The organism is Lacrimispora sinapis (assembly GCF_043633585.1).
Lineage (GTDB): Bacteria > Bacillota > Clostridia > Lachnospirales > Lachnospiraceae > Lacrimispora > Lacrimispora sinapis.
The window spans coordinates 3,041,745-3,062,950 of record NZ_CP141832.1; the positions used below are offsets into that span (position 1 = coordinate 3,041,745).

20 protein-coding genes and 5 tRNA genes are annotated in these 21,206 nt (G+C 42.7%); 5 read left to right on the plus strand and 20 right to left on the minus strand.

Going from position 1 to position 21,206, the window contains the following annotated elements; genetic code table 11:
• The first annotated feature begins 196 nt into the window (after positions 1 to 196).
• Positions 197 to 1,621 carry a cell wall-binding protein gene (locus VIG27_RS14270; protein WP_394523195.1) on the plus strand — a complete coding sequence of 475 codons (1,425 nt, stop codon included), beginning with the start codon at positions 197 to 199 and terminating at the stop codon, positions 1,619 to 1,621.
• Between the two features lie 368 nt (positions 1,622 to 1,989).
• Positions 1,990 to 2,160: a DUF1540 domain-containing protein gene (locus VIG27_RS14275; RefSeq protein ID WP_394523196.1), complete on the plus strand. Its 171-nt coding sequence runs from the start codon at positions 1,990 to 1,992 to the stop codon at positions 2,158 to 2,160.
• A 109-nt stretch (positions 2,161 to 2,269) separates the two neighbouring features.
• On the opposite strand, the gene glyA is transcribed toward VIG27_RS14275, so the two are convergent.
• The 6 genes from glyA to VIG27_RS14305 all read right to left on the minus strand — a co-directional run bounded on the left by glyA (position 2,270) and on the right by VIG27_RS14305 (position 7,947).
• Positions 2,270 to 3,517 (minus strand): serine hydroxymethyltransferase, encoded by a 1,248-nt coding sequence (gene glyA / locus VIG27_RS14280; RefSeq protein ID WP_394527600.1) that lies wholly within the window; start codon positions 3,515 to 3,517, stop codon positions 2,270 to 2,272.
• Between the two features lie 94 nt (positions 3,518 to 3,611).
• Positions 3,612 to 5,324 carry a single-stranded-DNA-specific exonuclease RecJ gene (gene recJ, locus VIG27_RS14285; protein WP_394523197.1) on the minus strand — a complete coding sequence of 571 codons (1,713 nt, stop codon included), beginning with the start codon at positions 5,322 to 5,324 and terminating at the stop codon, positions 3,612 to 3,614.
• Positions 5,325 to 5,392: 68 nt separating this feature from the next.
• On the minus strand, positions 5,393 to 6,163 hold the full coding sequence (locus VIG27_RS14290) for a M48 family metallopeptidase (protein ID WP_394523198.1): 771 nt from the start codon (positions 6,161 to 6,163) through the stop codon (positions 5,393 to 5,395).
• A 357-nt stretch (positions 6,164 to 6,520) separates the two neighbouring features.
• Positions 6,521 to 6,700, minus strand: a complete 180-nt coding sequence (locus VIG27_RS14295) for a hypothetical protein (protein WP_394523199.1) — start codon at positions 6,698 to 6,700, stop codon at positions 6,521 to 6,523.
• 36 nt (positions 6,701 to 6,736) lie between these two features.
• A complete protein-coding gene (locus VIG27_RS14300) occupies positions 6,737 to 7,237 on the minus strand; it encodes a hypothetical protein (protein ID WP_394523200.1) in 501 nt (166 codons plus the stop codon).
• A gap of 32 nt (positions 7,238 to 7,269) precedes the next feature.
• Positions 7,270 to 7,947 carry an HD-GYP domain-containing protein gene (locus VIG27_RS14305; protein WP_394523201.1) on the minus strand — a complete coding sequence of 226 codons (678 nt, stop codon included), beginning with the start codon at positions 7,945 to 7,947 and terminating at the stop codon, positions 7,270 to 7,272.
• 141 nt (positions 7,948 to 8,088) lie between these two features.
• On the opposite strand from VIG27_RS14305, the gene VIG27_RS14310 reads away from it, so the two are divergent.
• Complete coding sequence (locus VIG27_RS14310; protein ID WP_394523202.1) at positions 8,089 to 8,649, plus strand: tyrosine-type recombinase/integrase; 561 nt, start codon at positions 8,089 to 8,091, stop codon at positions 8,647 to 8,649.
• 260 nt (positions 8,650 to 8,909) lie between these two features.
• Here the strand turns inward: VIG27_RS14310 and VIG27_RS14315 are convergent, their stop codons facing one another.
• A complete protein-coding gene (locus tag VIG27_RS14315) occupies positions 8,910 to 9,533 on the minus strand; it encodes a cyclic nucleotide-binding domain-containing protein (RefSeq protein ID WP_394523203.1) in 624 nt (207 codons plus the stop codon).
• 75 nt (positions 9,534 to 9,608) lie between these two features.
• Here VIG27_RS14315 and VIG27_RS14320 point away from each other — a divergent pair, with 75 nt between their 5' ends.
• Both VIG27_RS14320 and VIG27_RS14325 read left to right on the plus strand, forming a co-directional pair.
• Positions 9,609 to 10,247 carry a hypothetical protein gene (locus tag VIG27_RS14320; protein ID WP_394523204.1) on the plus strand — a complete coding sequence of 213 codons (639 nt, stop codon included), beginning with the start codon at positions 9,609 to 9,611 and terminating at the stop codon, positions 10,245 to 10,247.
• Positions 10,248 to 10,250: 3 nt separating this feature from the next.
• A complete protein-coding gene (locus VIG27_RS14325; protein WP_394523205.1) occupies positions 10,251 to 10,922 on the plus strand; it encodes a YjjG family noncanonical pyrimidine nucleotidase in 672 nt (223 codons plus the stop codon).
• A gap of 28 nt (positions 10,923 to 10,950) precedes the next feature.
• Here the strand turns inward: VIG27_RS14325 and VIG27_RS14330 are convergent, their stop codons facing one another.
• From VIG27_RS14330 to VIG27_RS14390, 13 genes are all read right to left on the minus strand, one after another.
• Positions 10,951 to 11,796 carry a serine hydrolase gene (locus tag VIG27_RS14330; protein ID WP_394523206.1) on the minus strand — a complete coding sequence of 282 codons (846 nt, stop codon included), beginning with the start codon at positions 11,794 to 11,796 and terminating at the stop codon, positions 10,951 to 10,953.
• Between the two features lie 26 nt (positions 11,797 to 11,822).
• A complete protein-coding gene (locus tag VIG27_RS14335) occupies positions 11,823 to 12,713 on the minus strand; it encodes a C40 family peptidase (RefSeq protein WP_394523207.1) in 891 nt (296 codons plus the stop codon).
• 19 nt (positions 12,714 to 12,732) lie between these two features.
• On the minus strand, positions 12,733 to 13,665 hold the full coding sequence (locus VIG27_RS14340; RefSeq protein ID WP_394523208.1) for an ATP-binding cassette domain-containing protein: 933 nt from the start codon (positions 13,663 to 13,665) through the stop codon (positions 12,733 to 12,735).
• Entirely contained in the window at positions 13,665 to 14,717 is a 1,053-nt protein-coding gene (locus tag VIG27_RS14345; protein ID WP_394523209.1) for an ABC transporter ATP-binding protein, read from the minus strand. The genes VIG27_RS14340 and VIG27_RS14345 overlap by 1 nt, the downstream gene beginning before the upstream one ends.
• An 11-nt stretch (positions 14,718 to 14,728) precedes the next feature.
• Complete coding sequence (locus VIG27_RS14350) at positions 14,729 to 15,715, minus strand: ABC transporter permease (RefSeq protein ID WP_394523210.1); 987 nt, start codon at positions 15,713 to 15,715, stop codon at positions 14,729 to 14,731.
• Positions 15,712 to 16,653, minus strand: coding sequence for an ABC transporter permease (locus VIG27_RS14355; RefSeq protein ID WP_394523211.1), 942 nt, complete (start codon positions 16,651 to 16,653; stop codon positions 15,712 to 15,714). The genes VIG27_RS14350 and VIG27_RS14355 overlap by 4 nt, the downstream gene beginning before the upstream one ends.
• Before the next feature lie 122 nt (positions 16,654 to 16,775).
• On the minus strand, positions 16,776 to 18,755 hold the full coding sequence (locus tag VIG27_RS14360) for a peptide ABC transporter substrate-binding protein (RefSeq protein WP_394523212.1): 1,980 nt from the start codon (positions 18,753 to 18,755) through the stop codon (positions 16,776 to 16,778).
• Between the two features lie 524 nt (positions 18,756 to 19,279).
• Positions 19,280 to 19,353, minus strand: a tRNA-Arg gene (locus VIG27_RS14365).
• Between the two features lie 348 nt (positions 19,354 to 19,701).
• A complete protein-coding gene (locus tag VIG27_RS14370; RefSeq protein ID WP_394523213.1) occupies positions 19,702 to 20,397 on the minus strand; it encodes an RraA family protein in 696 nt (231 codons plus the stop codon).
• A 372-nt stretch (positions 20,398 to 20,769) separates the two neighbouring features.
• Positions 20,770 to 20,843, minus strand: a tRNA-Arg gene (locus VIG27_RS14375).
• A 29-nt stretch (positions 20,844 to 20,872) separates the two neighbouring features.
• A tRNA-Leu gene (locus VIG27_RS14380) sits at positions 20,873 to 20,958 on the minus strand.
• Between the two features lie 23 nt (positions 20,959 to 20,981).
• Positions 20,982 to 21,054: transfer RNA gene (locus tag VIG27_RS14385), tRNA-Val, on the minus strand.
• A gap of 65 nt (positions 21,055 to 21,119) precedes the next feature.
• Positions 21,120 to 21,193, minus strand: a tRNA-Asp gene (locus VIG27_RS14390).
• Positions 21,194 to 21,206: the final 13 nt, after the last annotated feature.

The window sequence follows — 21,206 nt, forward strand, 5'->3', positions numbered from 1 at the left end:
TTTTCTTATTTTTTTCTCCATTTGCATATTACCATTATTCGGAAATATTACAAAAGTATTAAATATTATCACATTTCTTACACATTCTTACGCCTTTTTTACATGGCTTGACCTTGGACCTGCTCCATGGTTTAAAGTCACACCAACAGCGGAACACGCTGGTTAAACAAAACAGGAGTTATGAAAGGAGATTACAATGAGAAAACAGAACATGAAATGGATTGTTCCCTGCGCAGCGGCGCTTTTTACCATAGGTGCCTCAATGACATCGTTTGCAGCTCAAGGCTGGACCGAGGAGAACAACTCCTGGGTGTATTATGACAACGATGGGGATCAGATAACCGATTCCTGGAGAAAATCCGGAGATAACTGGTTCTACTTAGATTCCGATGGCCAGATGGTAACCAGCAGCCTGATCGAATCTGATGATAACTATTACTATGTAAACTCCGTAGGTGCTATGGTCAGCAACGAATGGCGTGAAATCACCGTGGACGACAGCGATGACGAAGACGGCCAGGACACATTCTGGTACTACTTCGGCAGCAACGGAAGAGCTTATAAGGCTGGTAATTCCGGAAAAACTTCCTTTAAATCCATTAAGATCGCAAACGGAGAAGTTCATGACTATGCATTCGATTCAGAAGGCAAAATGCTCTATGGCTGGGTAAACGAGGATTCTACCCGTGTTACCGGTGATGATGCCTGGAAGGAGGGACTCTACTACTTAGGTGATTCTACAGACGGCGCTAAAACAAGCGGCGCATGGAAGTTACTTGAAGTAGTCGATGATGACAATACCAAAGATAACTTCGACGGCACCTACTGGTTCTACTTCGGACCCAATGGTAAAAAGCTGAAGGATACTACAAAAACCATTAACGGAAAGAAATACCGGTTTGATGAAAATGGTGCCGCTGAATCCGAATGGTATGAAAAAGCATCTGTTGCATCAGCAAGCAATCCAAACCAGTATTACAACCTTCCAGAGCAGTCCTGGCTGGCAAAAGGCTGGTTTAAGACCATTCCAAGCGAAAACGTTGATCAGGAAGCTTACGAAAACGGCGACGAGTACTGGTTCTATGCAAATAACAACGGAGATTTAATCACCAGCCAGATCAAATCCATCAATGGTTTAAGATACGGATTCAATGAAAAGGGCGAAATGCTTCACGGTCTTTACAAACTGACCTTCGATTCCAACAGAAAGATTGATTCTTACGATGAGATTGAGACAGAGGATGAATTCCCAACGGCAGATGACACCGCTTCTGTTTACTATTTCGGTAACTCTCCAAAAGAGGGCGTTATGGCTACCGGCAAAACCACCATTGATCTTGACGGCGAAAATTACACCTTTAACTTCCGTAAATCCGGAAGCAACAAGGGTGCCGGCTACAACGGAATCTACGATGACAGCATCTACATTCAGGGCCGTATGTTAAAGGCTGACAAGGATGAGAAATACAAAGTAGTTGAATTCGACGGCAAAGAATATCTGGTATCAACCTCCGGCAAACTTGCAAAGAACAAGTCAAACATCAAAGACGGAGATGACAAATACTACAAGACAAACAGTGACGGAACCATCAAAGAGTCCGGATACGACAAATTAAAGTAATACATCTATGAGAAAAGGCTGCTGCCACAAAAACACAGTAACAGCAGCCTCTATCATAAAGCAATACAAGTATAATAAACAGCAGTTACAAGCAGCTCAGTTCGGTTATCATATCGTTATAAACGAACATCACAATACAAGATACAATCAATCAACGCAAACAGCACAATGAAAAATATTAACGCACTTCCATCCTAATACAAATCAAAAAGAGCTTTGAAGATAGATATAATACCCTTCAAGGCTCTTTTTTTGATTCATTCCAACGGCTGAAACATGCCGATTTTTAAAAGAAAAAATTGGCATAATAATTCAGTCCAAACCGTTTACAATAATAAACGTAACAATCAATGAAGGAGGGTTTATCTATGTTAGCAAACGGGATTAATGAATGTATCCAATGTTCTATCGACAACTGTGAATATCACGCAAAAAAAGAAGACTATTGTACCCTTGACAGAATCAAGGTAGGTACCCATGAGCAGAATCCTACCCAAAAAGAGTGCACCGATTGTGAGTCTTTCAAAAACCAGGCATAAGCAGCCAAATCTAATTTCCTCCTAAAATGCTGTGCAGAATCCTCTGCGCAGCATTTTTATTGAGAAAAGGGTATCCCTAATGTCATTAGAGATACCCTCAACCAGTCATTTATTCATACAGCGGATATTTATCACAGATTTTTGTGACTTCGCTTCTGATGTAATCGGCTTTATGTTCAAAATCCGTAGCAGCCAGCCAGATACACTCTGCAATCTTATCCATATCTTCTTCCTTTAACCCTCTGGAAGTGATGGCTGGAGTTCCTATACGGACACCAGAGGTCACAAACGGGCTTCTCGGATCATTGGGTACTGCATTCTTATTTAACGTAATATAGACTTCATCACAGCGGTTCTGAAGCTCCTTACCCGTAACTTCCATTCCCTTTAAATCAATCAGCATCAGATGGTTGTCGGTTCCACCTGTTAAAATATTAAATCCCTGTTTTACAAGGGCTGCAGCAAGAGCTTTTGCATTCTTTACTACCTGCTCCTGATACGTCTTGAATTCAGGCTTTAACGCTTCACCCAAGCAAACTGCTTTGCCTGCGATGATGTGCTCCAAAGGACCGCCCTGTATTCCCGGAAACACCGCTTTATTAAAGTTGAACTTGTCAGCAGCCTCCTGGTTCGCAAGGATCAGTCCTCCTCTTGGTCCGCGGAGAGTCTTATGGGTCGTGGTGGTCACTACATCTGCATATGGAATCGGACTTTCATGAAGTCCTGCTGCAACCAGACCTGCAATATGAGCCATATCCACCATCAAATAGGCATTGACTTTATCTGCCACCTCACGGAACCGTTTAAAATCAATGGCTCTCGCATATGCACTTGCGCCAGCCACAATCAGCTTTGGCTTATGCTCGATTGCCAGACGCTCCATCTCATCGTAATCTAGGATTCCCTGGTCATTCACTCCATAAGGTACAATATTAAAATACAAACCGGAAAAGTTTACAGGGCTTCCATGAGTCAAATGACCGCCATGGTTTAAATTCATCCCCAAAACCGTTTCACCTGGCTTTAACATGGCAAGAAAAGCCGCCATATTTGCCTGTGCACCGGAATGAGGCTGAACGTTGGCGTAATCACAGCCGAACAGCTTTTTTGCACGTTCAATGGCGATGGTCTCTACAACATCCACTTCTTCACAACCGCCATAATACCGTTTTCCAGGATAACCTTCTGCATATTTATTTGTAAGTACAGTGCCCATTGCCATCATGACCGGTTCTGAAACAATATTCTCCGATGCGATCAGCTCTAAGTTTCTTCTCTGGCGTCCACACTCTTTTTCAATTGCCTCTCCGACTTCCTTATCATAGCCGGTAATAAACTTCATTACTTCATTTACCATGTCCATTCCCTCACTTTTCCTTTTGAAAACTGTGACTTTTGTATTTTGGTCGATTATATAGCTACTTTTTTATTATGTCAAGGCTTTCTGTCATTCATTTTGGAATCTTATAATTCTTTATAATGATCTGCAAAGACTTATTCCCGTTGTATTCGTTGACCGCAGGATAATAGATTACATCAAGTTTTCTGCAGTTTCCCAACTCCTCCAGAAAGGAATCACCGTCTGTAAACAGCAGGGCATCCATTGGCATTCCTTTTTCTGTGGCCAGGGAGAATTTTACTGCATTTCTATTTTTGCCCAGCACCCTGACGCTTCGTATGGATAAGCCCTTTTGGGCAAACAGAGGCTTTTCATTCCCCTGTCCAAAGGGTTCCAGTAAATTTAGTTCTTCAATCAGCGGTTCGCTTATGTACTCCAACGGCATGGGAACGTCGATCCACACTTTGCGGATAAAATCCTCCTCCTGAAGGGACGCCTGCTCATTCAGACATTTACGGAATTCCTCCACATTTTCCTTTTTCAGGGACAAGCCTGCTGCCATAGGATGACCTCCGAATTTCAAAAGCAGCTCTTTTACCCCCACCAATGCATCAAACATATGATAGTTTTCAATGGAACGGCCCGAACCTTTTACATTTTCCTCTCCATCGGTCAATACAAACGACGGCTTCTGAAAATGTTCCCTCAGCCTTCCGGCAATGATTCCAGCCAGGGATTCATGACATTCCGGCAAATATACCACCAGCACCTTATCTTCCTTATAACGTTCTTCTACCTGTTCCACGGCTTCTTGTGTTCCCTGTTTTGTCATGGACTTTCTCTGGTCATTGAGTTCCTTCAGCTCCAGTGCCATACGGTCCGCTTCTTCCTCATCCTCACTGAGAAGGAGAGAGAGGGCCAGTTTGGCTGTCTGAAGCCGTCCTCCCGCATTTAAGCAGGGACCGATCACAAACCCGATCTGGTAGGCGGTAATTTCACCCGGATCGAGATTGTTTTTTTCAATGAGTTTTCTAAGTCCCAGACTTTTGGTCTGTCCGATCCGTTTTAGCCCTTCCTTTACGATGATCCGGTTCTCATCCTGCAGCTTCATCACATCCCCCACTGTAGCAATGGCTGCAAATTCAAGCATTTCAAGCCATTTATCCTTGGAAATGGAACACGCTTCGTAAAGGGCCTGGACCAGCTTGTAAGCCACCAGGCCGCCGCAGATTTCGGGATAAGGATAAGAGCACAGCATTTGCTTGGGATTGATTATGGCATCTGCCGGAGGCAGAATCTCTTTTTCATTTTCCTTCATGATATCGTGATGATCCGTTACCAGTACCGTAAGCCCCAATTCCTTTGCCAGACGGATCTGAGCCGTTGCGGCAATCCCGTTATCACAGGTCAAAATGGTGTCAATGCCGTCTTCTGCCGCTGCCCGGATAATGGACTCGTTGATCCCGTACCCATCCTTTATGCGGTCCGGAATCTCATAATCTGCAACAGCCCCCACTTCCTGCAATGCCCGGTATAAAAGATAGGTGGAGCATACACCGTCAATATCATAGTCACCTACGATTCTTATCGGCTTTGACTGTCTGATCTTTTCTATCAGGATCTTAACAGTTACGTCCATATCCTTTAACAGGTGGGGACTGTATAGATCCTTTAACCCACCATGAAGATATTTTTCCACAGAATCCCTTCCTATTACATCCCGGTTGCGAATGATTCTGGCCGTAACCGGTGATATGTGATGGCACCTGGCCATTTCTTCAAAATCAGCACGTTTCGTCTGTAGCATCCATTTCTCTGCTGCCATGTTTCTTTCTCTCCCTGCCGGCCGGTTTGCACCGGCTTTTTTATCTGTCATATTACCGTGTTGCATTTTTAGTATATCAAATCCAGCTTCTCACTCCAGAGCTTCAGCTCTTTTCTTCTTTCCATGTAATCCGGGATTACACTCCCCACCACATTCCAGAACTCTCTGGAATGATTCATATGCAATCGGTGGGCTAGTTCATGAACCACCACATAATCCGCAAGCTCCGCCGGAAGCAGCACAAGCCGCCAGTTAAAATTCAGATTGCCCCTTGTACTGCAGCTTCCCCACCGGGTAGCCTGATCTCGTATGGCAATTTTTTCATAAGCTACCCCCATGTGCGATGCCCACCAGGCAGTCTTTTCTTCCAGATAGGCCCTTGCAATTTTTCGGTACCAGAGCTTCATTCCCTCCCTGACTCCTAATTCATAGGCTTCCCGATTATGTTCATCAAAAGGGCCTGTAATCGTAATTTTGCCGTCTGTTTTCCTGATCAGACAGTTTCTTGCTGAAGTGTCCGCAATTACAGAAAGAAGAATATTCTTTCCGAACAGAAGAACCACTGCCCCATTCTTCCAGGAAAATTCTTGCTTTTCCCGTAGTTTTTTCTGTACCTTACTGACCTGTTTATAAACCCATTCTTTATTTTCTAAAATAAACCCTTGCCCTGCTGCCAGGGAAACATAGCGGGGAATCTTGACCAGTACTTCTCCCTCTTTTGTCACCTGCAGCGCCATCGTACGACGGTTTGATGGTACAATTTTATAAGTACAAACGCTCCCGTCAGGAAAGGAAATCTGACCCGTTTTATTTTCTCCGTCATTATAAACTGTTTTCATACGCTTTTATCACTGCCTTTTTAATCTCTGCTCCCAATTATAGCGAAAAAGCCAGAAAGAAACAATAGAGATCTTTTAATAAGTAAAAGCACAGGATGTCCTAAGTGGTACCAGGTCTTCCAGTGCTTTCTATTTTTATATCCAATCAGTAAAGAAGTTATAATCCGTTATCTTTATAATAACCATCCTTTAATTCCTGTTCCGATAAGTTGAGCCTTTTTCCCCTCCGATCCATGTCTCGGACCAAAATCCCTTATTTTCACAGTTATAATACAATCTCACGTAATTCCAATCATCTATGGGAAATTTAAAAAAGTCCTTGAGTGATAAAGCAAAGAGTAACCATTTTATTTGGCTTCACTGTTTTATTTTCGTAAATTGAATGAGTTTCTGGATCGTATTAATATAATCTGTATTCATTTCCCTGGCTTCCCAGTTCACAATAAGATTGGACCGTAAACGTTTTGTCACATTGATTCTTGATGGATACTGATAATACCTTGCTGCTCCTGTCTCCGTAAGTCCATCTGATAACATGACCTTTTAAGAAAGAGAGCTCCATCTGTAAATCATTTAAGAAAGCGTAATTTCTTGTATCATGCGCATAAGCTCCATCGCGCTCCGGAACGGCACTGCTTTTCCCTGGGTCAGTTTGCCCTGCACTCTGCCCTGGAGACTGGAGTATAAACGGTATTCAATGGTGACTAACAGTGTTGCCCTTGCCTTTACCGCCCGCGATATTAATTGACTGCTATCCTGAAACCGAATCTTTGCTTTCACCGGCACATTGTTCTTACCTTCCATTCTATCCCGGTACTGATTCCCCATGCTGCGGCTTAAAAACCGGGGTTCTGTTGATGGATGGGGTGTCCCGATCCAGTTGCATATCTCATCAATTCTTAATACCAGCTCTCCCACATTCTTGAAAACAACAGGACGTTCCATATAGCAGCTAAGTATTTCTCCAAAAACATGGTCGTCCGCTTTCCCGTGCACACAGACAAGCATGGTACTGATTCGTTCCGTTGTTACCATAAAACTACAGTTTCTATACAGTTGGTCTGAGTTTCTCATAAGTCTTTTCCTTCCAATATTCTAAAATGGCCTTAGGTTCTGCCAGTGCTGTTAAAACGGTTTAAGACAGTTTCCAGTGTATTCACATATATCTGCGGATAGGAGCGGGTCTCCTTCTTTATGACCTTCAATGCTTCTGCTGCCTCCATGGAGGGTATATCCGCAGTGAAATAGTCAAACGTGTCGGCAACCATTACAATTTTTGCATATTCACTGATCCGTTCCTCTGTCAGTCTCTTAGGATAACCGCTTCCATCCATTCTTTCATGATGCTGCAAAATGATATTTCTACTGTTTTCCGGCAGTGAGCTGCCCGAAACATAACGTACTCCTAAAATACAGTGCCGTCGAAAAATTGCCTCTTCCTCCAGACTCCGTTCCGTAGGGATCTTCAAAATGCGCCTTGGTATCAGACGTTTCCCAATGTCATGAAAAAGTGCGCCCAGACCGATATCCGTTAAAATCACATCCGAATACCCCAGCTCCGCCCCCATCATCAGAGAAATTAAGGCCACATCTACAGAATGAGGATAAAGTCTGTCATTTCTTAAATTGAGGATTTTAATATACTCAGTCCATGGCTTTAGATCAGATTCATAAAGAATCTGGTTCATAATTCTGTATGCCCGCTCCAGCACCTGTTCCTTCAGCCGGTCGTTTATTTCCTTTGTTTCTTTTGTTTTCAGCAGATATCTGCTTTCATGGCTCATTCTACCACCTGCTTTCTTTTGTAATGGAAAATGCAACACTATACAGATATTGTTGCGTTTGCTGCAACTCCCAGTGTATGATTGAACATTGGAGTAATTTTGGAACAAATGCTGCAACAAAACTAGATGGAGGAAAGAAAAATGACAGTAGAACCGATCCGGGAAAAGGAAAAATTAGAACAAATGTATAATCTTCTATATAACCGGAACCCCAAATATGCAGTAATTTTTAAGTTTGGAATCAATACAGGGCTAAGAATCAGTGATATCATACCAATCCGCGTAAGCAGCATCTTTCTTGATGATGGCAGTTTCAAGGATTATTTTTCATTGATCGAAAAAAAGACAGGAAAGCAAAAGAAAATCAAACTAAACGAAACACTGAGAAGTACTTTGACCAGTTACGTTTTGGAGAAGTGTCTGACCGGAGAAGATTATCTTTTTCCCAGTCAGAAAGGCGGTTATGTGGGAAGAATTCAGATATACCGTATTTTAAAACAGACGGCATACACTCTTGACGTTGAGAACTTTGGTACTCACAGCCTTAGAAAAACATGGGGATACTGGACTTACCGGATTTCCCAGTACAATATTGGGCTCATTATGGACACGTTTAACCACAGCTCTCCTACGGTAACACTTCGTTATATTGGAATAAATCAGGATGAGAAAGATGAGCTTTATGCACTGGTTCAGCTCTAGAATTGAAGAAATAAACAAAAAATGGCTTGTATTATTGACACAACAGTTAGTACTCTCTATAATATTCATTATAAAACGCAACAATATCTGTATATTGTTGCATTTTTCCCATTAATTTACTCATGTTTACGATATTATAATAGAACATATTAGGGGGAATTATTCTATTATGGTTCCAAAATATTCCATTTTTTTAAAAAAGGCGGTTGGCTTTTTGCCTACCCCCTAAAGTCTGAATTTATTCAATTCATGCTGTATTTTCACATGTTACTATTTGAAATTTCCATTAATCTTTCTTTATCCATAATAACATATTTCTTTTCTTTTGCGATTATCCCCTCATCACAAAATTTTTTCATCACATACAGCACATGACGGTAGCTGACATTTAAATACTCGGAAACATCAATATGGGACAAACTGTATTTGCCGCCCTGCTGATGCTCAAGTATGAACGAAGCCAGTCTCCTTTCTAAGGAATAATTCAGATATTCACTCATGCGATAGCTTCTTGCCATCAGCTTTTTTGAAATATAAGATGCAAAATAAAAAGAAACTGCCGGATCTTCCATGCAGATCGTTTTCAGTTCCTGTAGATGAAATTCCAGGCAGACCGCATCTTCCACCACCTGATTTTCCTTAATATAATCTTCCTCACAAAACAGAGATAATTCACCCAGCCAACTCTGTCCGCTGGCAAAGTCCAGGATGGATCTTCTTCCGTTTTCGTGATCAATGTATATTTTCACCGTCCCTTTCTGTATCAGATAGCAATTTACAATTTCTTCTCCTATTTTAAATATGTGGTCTCCCCTTGAAAACTGTCTTTCTACACCTAATGCTCTTAATCTCTCAGGAAACCTGCCTTCGCTTTCCATAATCATATTTTAATCCCCAATGTGATATTTCTCATATTCAAACTTACAGTCCTATGGTACCATAATCCAGAGGTGAAAACAATGTATAAAAAAAACAGAACACAGGTAATATTATCCATTTTTTTCTTTATACTTTTTGGCCTGGGGATTTCGCTCCAACTGAAAGCAGCCATCGGACAGAGCATCCTGAATGCACTTGCAGTCACCATATCACAAGGTGTACAAATGAAAGTGGGATTCGTATTAAATATCATAAACTCCCTGTTTTTTATTTCTTATCTGCTGCTGAGGCACAAAAAGCTTGAAACAAAAGATGGAATTCAGATTGCAGCCACCGTACTAAACGGCTATATCATTAATTTTTTCCTATATTCCATCCTGTCGGCATGGACACCAGGCACTTACCCCCACCGGCTCCTTCTTTACTTTTCCGGACTGATTCTTGCTTCCATCAGCCTGGGAGCAGTGCTTGCCATTGGTCTGGTCAAATTTCCTCTGGAAAGCCTGTGTCTGACCATCAGTGAAAAATATAGTAAAAATTTCAGCAGAGTCAGAATGACCTTTGACGGGTTATTTTTAGCCGCTGCCCTTATTTTTTCTTTTGTGTGCAAATTACCTTTGGAGATCCGGGAAGGAACCCTGATCAGCATTCTCCTGTTGTCTCCGCTGTTAGGTATATGCTATAATTACTTCAAAAATTTATTTACTTCGGAGGAATGACCCATGTATGAGTTTTATTTACTGGATATTGATAATACCCTGCTTAACTTTGATGCAGCTGAAATCCGCAGTTTTCGCAAGCTCCTGGAATCCTATCACATATCTTATGAAGAAGAGTTGTTCCGCCATTATAAGAAAATTAATAAGAATTTCTGGAATTTGCTGGAACAGGGAAAAGTGGACAAGGAAACCGTCCTGATTGGACGTTTCAAAGAACTATTTGCATATTTGGGACTTGAAGCCGATCCCTCTGAAGCGGAAAAACGGTTCCAGAATCATTTAAGTGATTCCGACGATAAGATGCCCCATGCAGAAGAAACGCTTCTCCAGTTAAAGTCGGAAGGGAAAAAAATATACTCCGCTTCTAACGGAGTATATAACACCCAGATCAAGCGTTTAAAAGCTGCAGGGCTTTTTCAATATTTTGAAGGAATGTTTGTTTCAGAAAAAATCGGCTATGAAAAACCGGATAGAAGCTTTTTCGATCACTGTTTTGAAAATATCAAAGACTTTGACAAATCAAAAACCATTATGGTGGGCGACAGCCTGACATCCGACATCCAGGGTGCCTGCAATTCCGGCATAGACTCCTGTCTGTACACTCCAAAAGGCAGCAGTACTTCCTCCAAAGCCACTCATACCATCAATGACTTAAAGGAACTCCTGTCCTTATAAAGCAGACTGCCGCATTTGAACTACGGTCTTATTTATAAAATTTTCCTTCCAACGCCAGATACTGGTCTAAAATCATCCGGCTCACCCTTGCACCGAACACAGTGGCCGGATGGCCCGGATAGTACATGGCATCGGAAAAATCTTTATGGAACATTACGATCACATAAGGCCCATAAGGAGTAAATACGATTCCTCCGTCATTTCTGCATCCATCCATGCTTCCGCTTTTTGACGCAACAGAAATCAAAACATCATCGGTATTGTCACGGTCCATAAAATACGGCGGAAAGTCCTTAGTAATCATGCTGTTATAACGCTGTTTCTTAAAAATATCAAGCATCTGACGGTCCGCCTCAGGAGTTATAAGCTCTCCCTTTGCCAGACGGATAAAGACGCTTGCATAATCTCTTGGCGTACTGGTTCCCAGTCTGCGGTACTTCTCAAAATGAATGGGGTTATGGAGGACCGTATCCTTGCAGCCAAGCCCTTTGATGCACCGGTTAATGGTATCAAGCCCCAGATAATCAATCAGAATATTGGTGGCGATGTTATCGCTGACGATGATCATAAAAACAGCCGCATCCCGGACCCGAAGCATTGCCCCCGGCTTTAATGCCTCAAGCACTCCGCTCCCTTCCTCAAAATGCTCTGTTTTGTATTCCACCAGATCATCCAGGGAAGCATTTTTCCTCTCCACTTCATCAAATAAGCAAGCCAGTATCAGAGTTTTGATTGCACTGGCCGTTTCAAACGTTTCATCTGCCTGAATTGCGATGACGGTTCCATGAAAATCATCCAGATAGATCCCCATTTTCCCGTCATAGCTTTTGATCTCCGCTTCGATCCGTTTTTCCAACGTAAGCCTGGAATCCATAATCTCCTCCGTTTCAATCCTCTTTATTAAAATATACTTCCCGACGCATACCAGCTGTCCTTTAAATCCGCCCGGTAATCTGTGGCTTCCGGATTTAAGCTGTTAATCCTCACACCGCTGCTTCCTGCTTTCCCGGTTGCATGAATATAAGCACCATTCCCCAGGTACATGGCGATATGTCCCGGAAAGTACATCAAATCACCTGGCAGCATCTCCTCTTTTGGAATTTCATGGACCGGAAAACCTGGTTCTATTTTTGCATCCCGGAAAATAATAATTCCATTTAACAGATAACTCTCCGACGTGAGTCCCGAACAATCAATTCCATCTGTGGATTTTCCTCCCCATCGGTACTGGGTCCCCAAATACTCCATTGCCGTTTCCGTCACTCCATCACGAAATTTTGTCTCATCCACAATTTCCCGCTGAGGCAGAATCCCCGTCCACAGCCCTTCCTGGGAGAATTTCTTTTCCCTCAAATGCTGGTTTCTCACATACCCGCACTGTCCGGAAAGAAGCTCTACTCTGGCCCATCCCTCCCGTTGGGAATTAAGATCCAAACCCTTTATTAAAGCTCCTTTGGGAAGACTGAGCAAACGGATTCCCTGGACTCTTGGAAGGGATAGGATATCCACGTATCTTCCGTCAATGACCATGAGCCTGCTCTCTTCAAGCGCTTTTAAATCCTTTAAATCCAAAAGCAGCAAATCACTTTCTTTTACATATCCCGGATAATCATAAAATGTCCTGACCGGATAAAATCCACGGATCAGATCCCCCATAATTTTAAGGCCTGTTCCATATAGTGCTTCATCAGCAATGGCAGATACCGTTTCTCCCCGCTTATTCTTTTTGGTTTCTTCCGGCCCCTCCCATAGGGTAACCACAGGTTTGTGAACGATTCCATACTGCTCCATTCCACCCTCCTAAAAAATTCTAGTTCTCATACAGCTTCTTATACTCTACCGCTTCTTTCCTGTTGGCAAGAACGAAATGGTTGGGACCAATTTCCTGCCAAAATGGTTTATCCTTTGAATAGTCATGTACCGAAGGATCATAGACCAGCAGCTTTTTATGCTTTTCCCGCCTGGGGTCCGGCATGGGAATGGCCGATAACAACGCTCTTGTATACGGATGGAGCGCATGAGTAACCAGTTCCTCTGTGTCAGCCATTTCTACAAGCTCACCTTTTTGAATGACCGCAATCCGGTCTGTAATAAAACGCATGACCGACAAATCATGAGCGATGAAAAGATAGGTCATCCCCCGCTTTTTCTGCATTTCCATAAACAGATTCAAAACCTGGGCCCTCACGGAAACATCCAGGGCGGAAATCGGTTCATCTGCAATGATAAAATCCGGATTCATGATCAAAGCCCTTGCAATGCCGATCCTCTGTCTCTGTCCGCCTGAAAATTCATGGGGAAACCGGCCTGCAAATTCCGGCAGAAGTCCTACCTCGCCCAAAGCCTGCTGCACCCGTTTTTCCCTATTTCGTTTACTTAAACCGGGTTCCAGATTCCTTAAACCCTCGCTGATGATATAATCCACTTTGGCCCTTTCATTCAAAGATGCCTGGGGATCCTGAAAGATCATCTGTATTTCCTTTATTACTTTGTGATCCAGTTCCCTGGAAATAACCCCGTTGATCTTCTCTCCTTTATAAAGAATCTCTCCACCTGAGCTTTTTATGATCCTCATAATCGCCCGGCCAATGGTGGTTTTTCCCGACCCGGATTCTCCCACCAGTCCAAAGGTCTCCCCCTTGTATATTTTAAAACTCACCCTTTTAACTGCATCAAATCTCTTCCGGCGTTCTCTAAAGGTCACCTCCAGATCTTTCACTTCCAATAATACTTCCCGTTCCATCAGAACAGACCTCCTTTTCTGATTTTCTCAACCACCGGGGGCAAAGGTACCTTGGGCGCTCTGGGGTCCAGCAGCCAGGTTTTCGCCTTATGAGTAGGTGACACCTCAAAATAAGGGGGGCATTTTACAAAATCAATCTTCAGTGCCCGTGGATTACGGGGTGCAAAGGCATCCCCCTGTATGGAGGCAAATAGGCTGGGAGGCGTTCCCGGAATGGAAAAAAGCTCTGTTCCCTTCTGTCCCGCCTGGGGAAGAGAGGATAAAAGTGCCCAGGTATAAGGATGCCTTGGATCGTAAAAGATTTCCTCGCATGTTCCGATCTCCACCATATCACCTGCATACATAACCGCCACCCGGTCAGCAATATTGGCCACCACGCCCAAATCATGGGTGATTAAAATGACCGAAAGCTTATATTTGCGGCGCAGCTCCTTTAAAAGGTCAAGAATCTGTGCCTGAATCGTTACATCAAGGGCTGTAGTAGGCTCGTCACAAATCAAAATCCTGGGATTGCAGGCAATGGCTATGGCAATCACCACACGCTGTCTCATGCCTCCGGAAAATTCATGAGGATATTGCTCAAACCTTTTTTCCGGTTCCTCAATTCCTACATCTTCCAAATATTCCATGGTCTTTTTTATGGCATCCATCCGCCCCACTTTCTGGTGAAGCAGGATTGCCTCCATGATCTGGCTTCCAATGGTGCGCAGAGGATTTAAACTGGTCATAGGGTCCTGCATGATCATGGCAATCTCATGTCCCCTGATTTTGATCCAGTCCTTTTCCCGTTCAATGGCAGTCAGTTCCACTCCACTCTCATCATTACCTCCATAATAAACAGCACTCCCTCCCGCTACCCATCCGTTTTTCTCCAACAGCCCCAGAAAGGATCTGGTAAATACCGATTTTCCGCTTCCTGACTCTCCCACAATCGCCAGAACTTCTCCCTTATATAAATCCAGAGAAATTCCCCGAACCGCATGAAGAATTTTTCCTCTCAATTCAAAACGGATATCCAAGTCCTTCACTTCCAACATTTTTTTACGTTCCATCCCCTACCTCCTTATACGTGATTTCTCGGATCAGCCGCATCAGAAAAGGCATTGCCGATGATATAAAATGAAATCGTCACAAAAGAAAGGATGATAGTGGGATAAACCAACTGATACCGCAAAGCCGCACTGGTAATCAAAACCCTTCCTTCATTGATCAGATTCCCAAGACTGGGAATATCCACGGGAAGCCCCAATCCGATATAGGTAATAAAAACCTCATTTCCAATAGCTGCGGGAATCGTAAGTGCCATACGAAGCATAATTACCGAAACCAGATAAGGAAGCAGATTTTTCACGATAATCCGGCTGACCGGCGTACCAAGACACCGGCTGGCCACGTTATAATCCCTGTCCCTGATCATCAAGATCTGATTCCTTATAAACCTTGCCATCTGGATCCACCCGGTAAGGCACATAGCAAAAACCAGTGTCTTAACCCCCGGCTTTAGAATATAAGAGATTAAGATAAGAATAATGGTATTAGGAATATTATCTACGATATTATAAATCTCAGTAAGTATAAAATCTGCTTTTCTCACATATCCCCAGATCACACCCACCGTAATGCCAATCAGCGCTTCTGCCAAAGCCACGGAAAGCCCGATCAAAAGAGACGTCCTGGTTCCCGCCCAAATTCTTGCCCATAAATCCTGCCCAATGGAATTGGTCCCCAGCAAAAAAACTTTCCCCGGAGGAACATTCCGGTACTGCATTCCCCTGCTGTCATTCATAATCTTGTTGGGATCATACTGCCCCGGCAGATACGGCTGGACAAATGTAAATGCCAGCAATAAAACCAGCAAAACCAAAAGCGCCACAGCTCCCCGGTTCTTTAAGAACGCCTGAACCGTACTATTCCAATAGGAATAATTGCTGTACCCCGTTTTCTCCGCTTCCTCCTTTTTAAATTCCGCAAAAGAAAACAGTTCCGCTTCCTCCATATGCTCCATAATCTGTGCCTCTTTCGTATGACGGTAAGAAAACTGCTTCATCATCGGTCCCCCTCTTTCCCTGCCAAGCTGATTCTGGGATCCAGCATAACCATCAACAAATCTCCAAACAGCAGACCTAACACTCCCACACATGCATAGAGCAGCACGATTCCCTGAACCATGGCATTGTCATGCTTTTTAATCACCGTAACAAGAAGTCCTCCCATCCCCGGGATGCTGTAAAGAGATTCAATATAAATGGAACCGATGACTGTATTTAAAAATGCAGTGGGTATGTACTGCACCAGAGGAACAAATGCATTCCGGAAGATATGCTTCAACATGATCCCCCCTTCCGACATTCCTTTTGCTTTCGCCAGTTTTACATAATCCCGGTTATTTTCATCCACCATGTAACGTCTCAGCCACATGCCGTAAAAAGCAATATTACCAAGTGACATGGAGATAATCGGAAGAATCCAGTATTTGGGATCATCAATCTGAAACAAAAGCCCCACATTCAACAGTCTGGTTCCATAAAGCTGGATATAAAGAAAGTAAACGGCTGCCGGAACCGCCTGGATGCAGACAATAAAAAGTGTTCCCACCCGGTCCGCAAAACCATTCTGATTCTTTGCCATTACCGCTCCCAGCAAAATCCCCGCAAACAAGGAAACGATCATAGAACAAACCCCAAGCTTTATGGAAACCGGCAGCTTATCGGCTAAAATATCAGAGACAGGAACATTGGCACGGTAAATTCTTGATACCCCCAAATCTCCATGCAAAAGATCATTGAAAAAGCGGAGAAGCTGGACCGGAAGAGGATCATTAAGTCCCATTTCCTTTAACCCCACCTGTATCTGCTGCGGTGTCATTTTATCAAAGTTCTGGAAATATCCTTCTATTGGCATAAAACGGAGCAGGCAAAACACCACCGTTAAAATAACTGCCAACGTAAGAAAGGAACGTGCCATTCTTTTCCCCAAATACCATCCCATCCTCTTCCCGTCTCCTCTCCTTTTATAATATGAACTCTTTAAAAACAGAGACCCTCCACCCTTCCAGACGGTGTTTTCCCGCCGAATCAGAAACACACCCGCCCGGCAAAATTGGCCCCTTTCTATTTCCCGTTCGCATCCCGATTCGCTTTAAACTCCTCCATGGAAACATAATGATCCAGGAGATGCTGCCCTTTATACCGCAGATTTGACACCCCAAACGGTGCATACTGTCCCTCAAACACGTTAAGCTTGATTGCCAGATATTTGCTAACCGAAATACTGTAAGGCAGAACAAATGCGTGCTCAATGAGGCTGGCCTCCGCCCTGGCAAATGCTTCATACCGGGCATTTATATCCACTTTCATATCTTTTGCCGCATCAACCAGATCAAAATACTCCTTTGCCGCTTCTGCAGAAGGCGTTCCCTCTTCAATGATTTTAGCAATATTTCCATATTTATAACCCAGATCATATCCATTATCTCCCTTCGCCTGATAAAATGGATCTGTAAAGGTTTCCGGATCTGCATAATCCGCCCCCCAGTTGCATTTCATCAGGGCAAATTTTCCGCTTCTGCGGACCTCCGTTAAAAATCCGTCTGCCGGCCCCGCCTGAACTACGATATCAATAAAATCGCTTCCAAGAAGGCTCTCCATCTGCTGCTCCACCACCTGGCACTCCTTATCCCAGTTAATCTCAGAAGGATTGTATGGCATTAAAACTTTCACCGGAAACGTCACCCCCTCTGCAGCCAGTTCCTTCTTTGCCATATCCCGGTATGTTTTTGCCTTAGCCTCATCAAACGTATTTCCCAAAGCCTTCATATCACCTATGGTTGTATAATCCGTTCCATCCGCATTAAATGTGAACTCAGGCGGCGTAATGGACTGGATCACAAAATCCTCCGGAGTGGAAGGCTCTATAACAGCTACTTCCTTTGTTTTGTTCAGGGCTGCAAATAATGCCTTACGGAAATTTTCATTATTCACGGCCTTTCTCCATTTATCCGGCTCATACTGAGGTTCAAACTGTGGATTAAAGTTAAAGCAATAGAAATAGGAATAGCTGGTCTTGGGTCTCTCACGGCTCACAAGATTTTTCGTATCCTTCCCATTCAGCCAGTCATCAAGAATATCCGCTGAAATTTCTGCATAATCCACCTCTCCCCGCTTCACCATCTCCGGACCGATGGTATTAGATTCTGCATTGTATATTTCATGGATTTCATCTATGTAAACAGAATTGGCATCGTAATTAAACGGATTCTTCTTTAACACATGCTTCTCTTGTGGAGAAAATTCCGCCAAATAATAAGCACCGTTATAATACATCTTATCTGCCCCCGTACCAAAATCCTTCCCAAGCTCCTGAAGCTGCGGCCCATAAGCCGGCATATAAACAATATAAGCCAAAGAAGACAGGAAATAAGGAACCTCCTTTTCCAGAGTATAGGTAAGCGTATGTTCATCCACCGCTTTCACTCCCACTTGCGAAAAGTCAATGGAATTCCACACCGTTCCCTCCTGGTCTGTCCCTCCATTGTAAACAAGTCCGTTATAGTAACTTTCCGCATTTGCAATCATCCCAAAAAGCTTCTGCACATTGGCACTTTCATTTTCCGGAGACAGCTGGTACTTCATGGCATCCACAAAATCCTGAGCCGTAACCTCCGCCACTTCTGCCCCCGTATTATCCACCCATTTCGCCTCCCGCAGTTTTAAGGTCCAGGTCAAGGTCTCAGGGTCATAACTCCATTCCGTAGCCAATCCCGGCTTGATCCGCCCCAAGCTGTCATATTCCACCAGTGTATCCACACAGTTTGCACCAATTTTATAATCTCCCTCCGAAGATGAAACAAGATAATTCAGAGTCGATACCTCCGCCCCATACAATTTTGTATAAACTGCCGGACTGCCACTCTCCCTCCCATTAGCCCCGTTTGCCCCATTTTCTCCATCTCCCCTGTTTGCCCCATTTGCACCATATCCTTCCATTTTTGCCCCATTTTCTCCAGTCTTTCTTGTACTGCACCCACTAAATATAATGGTAATCCCAAAACCCATGCACAACAAAACTGCTGCTAATCTGACTCTTTTCATTTATATTCCTCCATATTCTACCATTCTTAATTATAATCAGACTAAAATGTAACCCGATTTTAAATCATCCCTTTAAATCAGGTCTTCATTTCTGATCCATAAAAATATGCCTCCTCTCCCTCCATTAAATTTCTGATGCAACTCAATAAAATGTCCGCGATCCTACGCTTAAGCCTGTGGGCCTCTGTCTCATTTCCGTAAAAGCAAACAATAGAGACATTTTCCCACAAGTATGTTACTATTTGTTACAAAAAAAGAGGCACTGGACCTATCGTCTGCAGCTACCTCATTGTGCCTTAATATGAATTATTTTACTCTAATTTTGGTATAATAAAAGGATCAAATAAATAAGTCAATGTAACATAAATAAATTTTTTATTATAATAAATCCAACTTATGATTATTTAAGCAATGATATTCTATAAATATTATTTTATATTACAATTCTCCCCCTTATATTCTTAATCACCAAAAAAATATACAAAAAAAGAACAGTTTTCAAAAAACAAAAACTGTTCTTTTCATGCGCTGGACAAGATTCGAACTCGCGGCCTTCTGGTCCGTAGCCAGACGCTCTATCCAACTGAGCTACCAACGCAATTATTTTACATCAGTAACTATACACCTAATTTATCCATTTGTAAAGATATGATTTCCTCTTAAACCCTTTAACCAAAAAAAATTGTATGGTTACTGTTGCACTATTTTTTATCCATCTTTATTTATTCACTATTTTTAGTGCATCATTATTTACTTAACATTCTATATCCAACACTATTTACTCAACATTTTTAATGTACCATTATTTTTTCAACCTTCTTTACACACTATTATTTTTTCAACCTTCCTTATACAACACTATTAATGCATCATTCCTTTTTCGCCATTATTTAACACTATATGCCTTTTATTTTTATTATAATAGTAGTACTGATAAAAAAACGTTTTATTTGATCATATCAAGTACCCATTGAGGTGCGAGCTGAGGCAATTCTTTTCCGTTCCTTTTTGCTTCTCTATAAGCCTCAATCGTGCGGCTCCGATCTATTTCATAGGCCAGTTTCTCTTCCGCCAGATCAAGGACTTGACCGATATACTCTCTGGGTATGACACATACGCCATCAGAATCGCCTGCTACCAGATCACCCGGATTCACCTTAACACCACCGCAAAAAATTTCCGTGTTTACATTCCCCTCATCCTTTTTAATTGGTGAATTCGGTATGAAGCCTTTGCTATAGACTGGAAATCCCAACTTAATATTTCCCTCTCTGTCTCTTGTGTATCCATCAACCACCATTCCCTCAAAACCGATTGCCTGACACGCACCCATAATTAAATCACCACAATATGCTCTGCTCTCAAATCCTTTTCCATCAATCACCATAACATAACCTTCCGACGGAGCACTATAAGTTGCCAAATGTATGGGAAAATTATCACCATTTCCAGTTTGTACAGTCAAAGCTGTGCCCACCATAGTCATTCCAGGGGCAACCGGTTTAATAGCTGCTTCCATGCATCCGTTATTTCGTAAATCTATATTTGCTTTTTTTACCCCATCACATAAAAGTGCAACGCTAAGATTTCTAGCCCTTTCCAAATACTTTTGTTCTATCAATTCTGCAGATTTATTAAACATATGTTCCCCTTTAAAATTTTGTTTATTTTATATTCTCACCTGGTGTTGTTTCATTTAATGTTTGTTTCGTTTAATGTTCGCTTTTAGGAGCATTCTATTTCTACCTTATAATCAGCCAATAACTCCATCCAAGCATTTGCCTTACTCCCTTACCTCTGCAAACATTTACATTATAAAAAAGTTTGTCTAATTTCTCCATATAGGCAAATGCTTAACTATAATAAAAATCAAGTATAACACGAAAAAAGCACCCTGTATAGGATGCTTTTACTTCGTGAACCATCAAATTAAAAATGTTAGTCAAACGAAAAAGGCCTCCTTTACAGGAAGCCTTTCTTTTTGCAAACCCTTATAAAATAAAGGTTTTCTGTACGTGCGTGAGAAGATTCGAACTCCCGACACCTTGGTCCGTAGCCAAGTGCTCTATCCAGCTGAGCTACACACACATATTCGATTACTTGCCTTATCAGGCAAATGCCGGCGACCGGAATCGAACCGGTACGGGAGGTAAGTCCCGCAGGATTTTAAGTCCTGTGCGTCTGCCAGTTCCGCCACGCCGGCATTCTCATGATTTCTCATGGAAATGGGACCTATAGGGCTCGAACCTATGACCCTCTGCTTGTAAGGCAGATGCTCTCCCAGCTGAGCTAAGATCCCATAAATGTGACAGTAAGCCATTATGCTTACCTGCTGGTATTAAATAACTGTACTTTCATACAGAACGACCCGGATGGGACTCGAACCCACGACCTCCGCCGTGACAGGGCGGCGCTCTAACCAACTGAGCCACCGGGCCAGATCATTAAATA

Coding starts and splice junctions, on each gene's coding strand:
- VIG27_RS14270 (WP_394523195.1), top strand. CDS start 197: ATGAGAAAACAGAACATGAAATGGATTGTTCCCTGCGCAGCGGCGCTT.
- VIG27_RS14275 (WP_394523196.1), top strand. CDS start 1,990: ATGTTAGCAAACGGGATTAATGAATGTATCCAATGTTCTATCGACAAC.
- glyA (WP_394527600.1), bottom strand. CDS start 3,517: ATGGTAAATGAAGTAATGAAGTTTATTACCGGCTATGATAAGGAAGTC.
- recJ (WP_394523197.1), bottom strand. CDS start 5,324: ATGGCAGCAGAGAAATGGATGCTACAGACGAAACGTGCTGATTTTGAA.
- VIG27_RS14290 (WP_394523198.1), bottom strand. CDS start 6,163: ATGAAAACAGTTTATAATGACGGAGAAAATAAAACGGGTCAGATTTCC.
- VIG27_RS14295 (WP_394523199.1), bottom strand. CDS start 6,700: ATGTTATCAGATGGACTTACGGAGACAGGAGCAGCAAGGTATTATCAG.
- VIG27_RS14300 (WP_394523200.1), bottom strand. CDS start 7,237: ATGAGAAACTCAGACCAACTGTATAGAAACTGTAGTTTTATGGTAACA.
- VIG27_RS14305 (WP_394523201.1), bottom strand. CDS start 7,947: ATGAGCCATGAAAGCAGATATCTGCTGAAAACAAAAGAAACAAAGGAA.
- VIG27_RS14310 (WP_394523202.1), top strand. CDS start 8,089: ATGACAGTAGAACCGATCCGGGAAAAGGAAAAATTAGAACAAATGTAT.
- VIG27_RS14315 (WP_394523203.1), bottom strand. CDS start 9,533: ATGATTATGGAAAGCGAAGGCAGGTTTCCTGAGAGATTAAGAGCATTA.
- VIG27_RS14320 (WP_394523204.1), top strand. CDS start 9,609: ATGTATAAAAAAAACAGAACACAGGTAATATTATCCATTTTTTTCTTT.
- VIG27_RS14325 (WP_394523205.1), top strand. CDS start 10,251: ATGTATGAGTTTTATTTACTGGATATTGATAATACCCTGCTTAACTTT.
- VIG27_RS14330 (WP_394523206.1), bottom strand. CDS start 11,796: ATGGATTCCAGGCTTACGTTGGAAAAACGGATCGAAGCGGAGATCAAA.
- VIG27_RS14335 (WP_394523207.1), bottom strand. CDS start 12,713: ATGGAGCAGTATGGAATCGTTCACAAACCTGTGGTTACCCTATGGGAG.
- VIG27_RS14340 (WP_394523208.1), bottom strand. CDS start 13,665: ATGGAACGGGAAGTATTATTGGAAGTGAAAGATCTGGAGGTGACCTTT.
- VIG27_RS14345 (WP_394523209.1), bottom strand. CDS start 14,717: ATGGAACGTAAAAAAATGTTGGAAGTGAAGGACTTGGATATCCGTTTT.
- VIG27_RS14350 (WP_394523210.1), bottom strand. CDS start 15,715: ATGATGAAGCAGTTTTCTTACCGTCATACGAAAGAGGCACAGATTATG.
- VIG27_RS14355 (WP_394523211.1), bottom strand. CDS start 16,653: ATGGGATGGTATTTGGGGAAAAGAATGGCACGTTCCTTTCTTACGTTG.
- VIG27_RS14360 (WP_394523212.1), bottom strand. CDS start 18,755: ATGAAAAGAGTCAGATTAGCAGCAGTTTTGTTGTGCATGGGTTTTGGG.
- VIG27_RS14370 (WP_394523213.1), bottom strand. CDS start 20,397: ATGTTTAATAAATCTGCAGAATTGATAGAACAAAAGTATTTGGAAAGG.